Source organism: Olsenella phocaeensis, from assembly GCF_900120385.1.
GTDB classification, from domain to species: domain Bacteria; phylum Actinomycetota; class Coriobacteriia; order Coriobacteriales; family Atopobiaceae; genus Olsenella_I; species Olsenella_I phocaeensis.
In genome coordinates this window covers 1-5,978 of sequence record NZ_LT635507.1, presented here as the reverse complement: position 1 = coordinate 5,978, position 5,978 = coordinate 1, and the positions used below count along the sequence as shown (strand labels likewise).

Genomic DNA, 5,978 nt, shown 5'->3' with positions numbered 1-5,978 from the left:
GGAGGTCCTCAGGTGCTCGTCCACCTTGATGGCGCCCCGCTCCGTGAGCTCGATGCCCGCCGCAGCGACATCGAGCGCAGCGACTTCCGGGCGACGACCCACGGCCACGAGGGCCGCATCGGCAACGACGCTGCGGCCGTCCTCCAGGACCACCCGCACGGTGCCGTCCACGTCCTCGAATCGCTGCGTCCGCGCCTGACAGACGAACTCGACGCCCCGGGCCCGCAGGATGTCCGCGGCACAGGAGGCGACATCCTCGTCGAAGCGGGAGAGGGGCCGCGCGGCCGTCTCGAGCAGGGTCACCTTGGTGCCATACGCCGAGAACAGCGTGGCGAACTCGAGGCCGATGGGACCACCGCCGACGATGGCGAGCTGCGCAGGCAGATGCTCGATGTGCTGGATGGAGGTGGAGTCGAAGACGCGGGGCGAGTCGATGCCCGGGAGGTCGGGCCTAAAGGCGGCAGACCCGGTGTTGACCACGATGCGCGGGGCGCTCATGCGCACGACGCCCTCCGCCGTATCGACGGCGACCTCATGAGGATCTACGAAATGGGCCTCTCCCACCACGACCTCAACGCCCGCATCGGCCACCATCTTGAGATTGGCGGCGTTGAGCGTGGCGATGAAGCCGTCACGGTGCTCCTGGGAGCGCGCGAACGCGGCGGCTGCCTCGGCGGGGTCTGCGGCGCCAACGCTGGCGCGCCTATGACGGTCGGCATCCACCAGCAGTGTCTTGGTCGGGATGCAGGCGATGTTGATGCAGGTGCCGCCATACATCTGAGGGTCTCTCTCAATTAGGGCAACTGAATCACCGGCCTTGGCCCGCTTCATCGCAATAGTCTTGCCCGCCTTGCCGAAGCCGATGACCAACAAATCATAGGTATGAGCCATAGCAACCACCCCAGTCTCCTCTACCGAGCGGCACTGCCAGCATGCACGTATGTGCAAAGCTTATAGCAAAATTCCGCACAATCCAGGCAAGGAAAACCAATGCGCACCCGGTCCTAGGGCCCAGGGTCAAGAGCGTGGCACGGGCACGACAGTCAGGGCGAGCACAGCCGCAACGCTAACGCACACGCCTCCGGCGCACAGTCACGCCGCAGCTACGCCGTTTTCTGAGCGGCTTCTAACCTGCCAGAAAAAATCTTTGGCGGTCAAATGTTGGTCACATGGTGGTCAAAAGAAAACCCCGACCTGTCTTCGCAGGTCAGGGTATAAGTTTTGGTCGCGGGGGCAGGATTTGAACCTGCGACCTCCGGGTTATGAGCGAGTCAAGCTGGAGGTTCCGCAAATTCTCCCTCGTCTACCTCGTCTGGACGCACTGCGCCGAGCAGGCGTTTTGCGTCTCTTCGCGTCTCCGACGGTCTGCAGGATTCTGCTTCTCCTGCATCTCCAGCCTCGTTTTGGCGGACACAGTGCCGGTCAGAAACGGCTGTCGAAAACCGAGTGGAAGGAAGTGGAGATGCAGGACCTTACCTACACCAGCCGTGGCCCGAGGAGACGGAGAAACAGCGACCGATGGGAGGCGGTCCTCTCGCACACCGACCCCGTGACGGGCGAGGTCGTGAGGACGTTCCACACGGTCGAGGGAAAGACGCGCCGGCAGGCGGAGCGCGCACGCGACGCGCTCATCCTCGAGCTCGTGCGTGCAGGGAACGGCCTAGTGAACTGCAACAGGCTCGATCACGTAGCCGATTTGACAGACCACATTGTCCCGTGCGCCGCGCAGACGATGGAGTTCCTAGAGGCCGCTAAAGATTAGAGGCCGCTAAAGATGCTTTGGCCGAAGAAGACGAGTGAAAGGAGGGCGCAGACGCTCTTGGCATAAGCGAGAATAGCTATAGGTTTCTCAGCGATGCCATAGCTGCCATGTCGGGGGCGGCTGACGGCCCATCTGCAAACAGGTTTATTTTGAGTGACGGTCCCGCACGAGGGATATACGACTTCTTTTCCTCATCCTCGTCCGCACTCTCGGTATTCCTCTTCTTGAGAAAGCGGATGCCTTGTTCGTCAACGAGAATTGAGTCAGCCTTGTTGTAGGCGAAGTCTAAGCGGTCGATGACCCTTGTCTCAGCGTCTGCGATGTCCTTTACGGGACTCTCTTTGGAGACGGCCTCGTGGAGGTCCTTTTTCCTCAGCTTCGTCTTCCTTCTTCCCTCGCCAATCACCGCGAGGGGCGTAAGGCGGTTTGCCAGAGCGGCAGCATCGTGCACAGCGTCGAAAATAGGATTCTGCCTCTCGTATCCGTCATCGACCTCCTCGGGGATTGCCGCAATATTACCCACCATACGCTCGACCCTGTCATCCAGGGAGACCTGCGCAGCTGAGCGAGCTTTGTTGCACTCTTCGAGGCGCTTGTTCGCCCTCTCTCGTTCCATCTTCAACCGCTCGGGACTGAAGTCCTGCGAGTACTGCACGGCCACCTGCTCGGCCGCAGCACACAGGACATAGGCGGCCGTAGCCTCCCTGTCCCTCAGCCGGAACTCGTCGTCTTTGGCAACCACGGTGCGATCGTCCATGAACTCGCCGTGCAGGCTACCGCCGAAGAGTTCCATAGATTTGACCTGGAACTTCCATCCCTCAAGAGCTCCGAGACCGATGTTCTCTATGCCGTTGAGCACTGCCTGACGCCTCGCGGGGTCTGCGGCAATCTCGTCGTAGTGCGACGCATACTCCTGTAGCTTCTCGAACTGCGCTCCGAGTTTCACTTCGCGGTCGGCCCGCATGTCTCTCTGGATGGCTGCAATGCCCTCCTGAATCTCGCCGAGCTGGTCGTTGATCTCCGTCATGTAGGCCTGGCCCACCGCTAGAGCGGCTCCCTGCAGGACAAGGTTGGCGACAGCAGCGGGCTGCAGCTTAGCCTGCCTGACTGCGATCTGCCCCTGGTAGCCGTCCTTTCCCTTTTTCGATGCCGGACCGCATATAGCCCTTGAACTCGGCAGCTTTGCGTAGGCTCATATCGGCCCACCCGTATTTTTTCGGAAATTTGACCAGCGCTTAGTTCCACTGTTCCGCTGTGTCTACCGCCGCCCCGGCGAGCGGGACAAGGCCCTTGGCCATCGCCTTAGCGCGCTTGGGGTCAAGCGGCAGTGCCACGGCGTCGTATTCGGAGAGCTCGAGGTCGTCTCCGCTCGTCACGGAAATCTCTTTCTCGTCATCAGCGCCGGTCGATAGCGTATCCGAGACTCCGCTCTTCTGGACATTGTCTTTTGGCATGTACGTTCTGCTCCTATTTTGGCCAGACACGGACTGCCATGTCCGCAAGCCTCTTGGCGCGCTCGTGAATCTTTTCCTCATCCCATGCAGCAGCCGATAGGACGCCGTCCATAGTCGTAAGCCCCGCCGCGCAGCCCTCAAGGCCCGGCGCGCCGTTCTTGCCGGCCTTCTTGGTCACCCAGCCGGCATCCCTGATTGATGCATTCAACGCCTGCGTGATAATCGCAAGGTTTCCAAGGGTAAGCAAGGTGGCGTCGCGGTTGCACCCTCCCTCTTCCGTGGCAAGGCGCCCCCAGTTGTTACGCCACTTCTTGGGCATAAGATGCTCCAAGCTGTACCCATCGAAGCCAAGCAGAACCGTGCTGCTATTAGCCGGACGCTCTTTGCTCTCAATCAGATACAGGATCCCCCTGGTCTGCAGATTGATATAGCGTGTCTCGCCTGTGAACGCGCTCTTTACTTCCTCGTCTGTCGGCATCTGCGTGGTCGAGTCCTCTTGGGAGGCGAACTCATCACACAACACATCCGGGTCGAGCACGTTTCCGAGTATCAGGGAGCTGAAGAAGCGGTTGTAATTCTTCGTCGTGGAACGGCACACCACTCTACGCATGACGTAGCTCTCCATCGCTCCATACATTTCGTCCCTGACGGCAGGATCTTTGACGTTCTTCGCAATGTACAGAACGTATGGGATCAGGGTCGAGTTCTTCAAACCGAAAATCACGACGTTTAGACGCCCAATGGAGGAGTCCCTGGGGACGGCCCTTTGCACGCACCCTGGGTCGAACGTCCTCTTGAAAACGTCCGCGTATGGTTTAAGCTCGCGCACGAGGTCGAGCTTTCTATCCTCTCCCCCGTAGTATTTCTCGATGAACTCCTTGTAGGAGGTGAATAGCCAGTCGACGCGCCCAAACGACTTTTTGTCCTCTGTGCTCACGCCGTAATTTTTCTGTTGGGCTTTGATCTGGAGGAAGCTGTCGAAGAACAGGTCGATGAGCGAGCGGCGGATACGGCCTGTCACGATTTCCTGGCTCCAATAGTCTAGGTCGTCTTCGACCTCGAACACAGATTCCCAGCACTTCTGGTAGTCCTCCACAGTCTCTCTGCTGAAGAAGTAGTTCTTAAGCAGCTCGGCGGTAGTGAGACGGACGCCGCGGCTGTTGATGGTGTCGAAGATCTGCTGCTCGTCCTCTCCCTCATCAACCTCTATGCAGACCAGCTGGATGTTCCTTTTTAACGTCATCACGTCAACATCATTGACGTCTATTCGCTCTAGGAAGTAGTTGAATGCTTGGACTATCCGATGGTTGCCTTTGCCTTTGGCCTCCTGCCTAGCTGGTTCCTGGAGTTCCATGATTCGGCTGAAGTCGTCGGTATCGTTTTTGCTTGGTGCAAGCGCTGGCTTTCCGCTTTCGAGGAGGAAGCCCCCGAACTTTTCCGGTTGCCCGTTCTTAAGAGTGAGGGCCTTGAAGTAGATCATGATCGTAGTAAGGCGCTGCTGACCATCTAACGACCAGAGCTCAACCTCATCGGTTATGATTTTCCGGGTCCATCCTCTCCTCGGCCTGCGAGGCGACGCCGCTAGCCTTGCAGCAGGCCAGGGCGCTCGCCGTTGGAGCCGGCCGTCTCCCTGGTCGGGGGTGAGACCAGTTTCACGGTCTGGCCCTCGTCGTCGATGTCGGCGTGGGACGCGACCTCTTCCCCACCCGTGCGCGAGGACGGTGTACGCAACCTCGTCATGGGCGGCCATCTGGTCCGCGCGGCGCCGTCGGCGCTCTCAGGGGAATCAACGCATTGCGGCAGGCCGCGAGAAGGTGTCCCTGGATTTTACTATCGGCCCGGAGTTCCCACGGGCGTCCGCGGACGTCTCGCAATAACGCTCGCGCAAACCAGAGACACACCGGCGTGGACAAGCGGAACTCGGGAAGCTACTTGGGAACTTAGGAAGACCGCGCTTCCCAAGTTCCCAAGTTTCGAGCCAATGAACGGCCAACGAAAACGCGCTTTCGCCCTGCAACAAGGCCGCCTGCTGCGCCTTTCTCGGGATATAATGCAATCTACTTAGGAACTTTACTTCGGAACTTAGGAAGTCTTCCCTTCCCAAGTTCCCAAGTTCGTCGAAGGAGGGCCCATGTACATAGCCAGCGACGAAGACCTTGCCGCCGCGATGGACCGCATGAGGAAGGCCGGCACAGACTTGGCCGAGTACGAGGTCAAGTCCGCCGCGGGCGGGTTCCCCAAGAGCATCCCCGATACGATATCGGCGTTCGCGAACACCTACGGCGGGACCATCGTGCTCGGCGTGTCCGAGAAGGACGGCTTCTCTCCGGTCCCGGACTCCGATACGAAGACGCTTCAGTCGAAGCTCGCGCAGGCGGCCCGCGAGCTCGTCGAGCCCCCGCAGGCCGTCGACCTCCTTGTCCTGCAGCTCGAAGGCCGCCCCGTGGTGGTGGCCAACGTGCGGGAGGCCCCGGTGCGCGAGAAGCCCTGCTTCGTGAGGAAACTCGGGCAGATGGGCGGGTCCTTCGTCCGGACGGGCGATGGGGACCATAGGATGTCGCTCTACGAGATCGACCGCTTCATCGAGAACCAGCACCGCACCGCGCGCAACGACGCCGAGCCGGTTCCTGACGCGACCCTCTCCGACCTCGACGAGGACCTGCTGGAGGGATGGCTCTCCCATGCGCGCGCCACGACGCTCGACCGGTCGAGGGCGGTGGGCGACGAGGAGCTGATGGCCAACCGCCGCGTCGCCGCCGTGG

At 60.4% G+C, this 5,978-nt stretch carries 6 protein-coding genes; 2 read left to right on the top strand and 4 right to left on the bottom strand.

What is annotated here, in order from left to right; translation table 11 throughout:
- Positions 1-891 (bottom strand): FAD-dependent oxidoreductase (locus BQ7388_RS10230; RefSeq protein ID WP_159430841.1); only part of this gene is annotated, 891 nt, incomplete at its 3' end.
- Between the two features lie 571 nt (positions 892-1,462).
- Here BQ7388_RS10230 and BQ7388_RS10225 point away from each other — a divergent pair.
- The gene (locus BQ7388_RS10225; RefSeq protein WP_072500580.1) at positions 1,463-1,762 is read left to right on the top strand and encodes a hypothetical protein; all 300 of its coding nucleotides are present in this window, start codon (positions 1,463-1,465) and stop codon (positions 1,760-1,762) included.
- Between the two features lie 76 nt (positions 1,763-1,838).
- Here BQ7388_RS10225 and BQ7388_RS10220 read toward each other — a convergent pair whose 3' ends face one another.
- From BQ7388_RS10220 to BQ7388_RS10210, 3 genes are all read right to left on the bottom strand, one after another.
- Positions 1,839-2,789 carry a hypothetical protein gene (locus tag BQ7388_RS10220; RefSeq protein ID WP_129583257.1) on the bottom strand — a complete coding sequence of 317 codons (951 nt, stop codon included), beginning with the start codon at positions 2,787-2,789 and terminating at the stop codon, positions 1,839-1,841.
- Positions 2,790-2,997: 208 nt separating this feature from the next.
- Entirely contained in the window at positions 2,998-3,216 is a 219-nt protein-coding gene (locus BQ7388_RS10215) for a hypothetical protein (protein ID WP_072500578.1), read from the bottom strand.
- Between the two features lie 13 nt (positions 3,217-3,229).
- On the bottom strand, positions 3,230-4,966 hold the full coding sequence (locus BQ7388_RS10210) for a DUF262 domain-containing protein (RefSeq protein WP_072500577.1): 1,737 nt from the start codon (positions 4,964-4,966) through the stop codon (positions 3,230-3,232).
- 381 nt (positions 4,967-5,347) lie between these two features.
- Between BQ7388_RS10210 and BQ7388_RS10205 the strand changes: the two genes are divergently transcribed.
- Positions 5,348-5,978, top strand: a 631-nt coding sequence (locus BQ7388_RS10205; RefSeq protein WP_072500576.1) for an AlbA family DNA-binding domain-containing protein, incomplete at its 3' end; no start/stop codon positions are given.

Excerpts from the sequence above, each read along its gene's own strand:
- BQ7388_RS10215 (WP_072500578.1), bottom strand. The coding sequence starts at position 3,216 with ATGCCAAAAGACAATGTCCAGAAGAGCGGAGTCTCGGATACGCTATCG.
- BQ7388_RS10220 (WP_129583257.1), bottom strand. The coding sequence starts at position 2,789 with ATGACGGAGATCAACGACCAGCTCGGCGAGATTCAGGAGGGCATTGCA.
- BQ7388_RS10225 (WP_072500580.1), top strand. The coding sequence starts at position 1,463 with ATGCAGGACCTTACCTACACCAGCCGTGGCCCGAGGAGACGGAGAAAC.
- BQ7388_RS10210 (WP_072500577.1), bottom strand. The coding sequence starts at position 4,966 with ATGGCCGCCCATGACGAGGTTGCGTACACCGTCCTCGCGCACGGGTGG.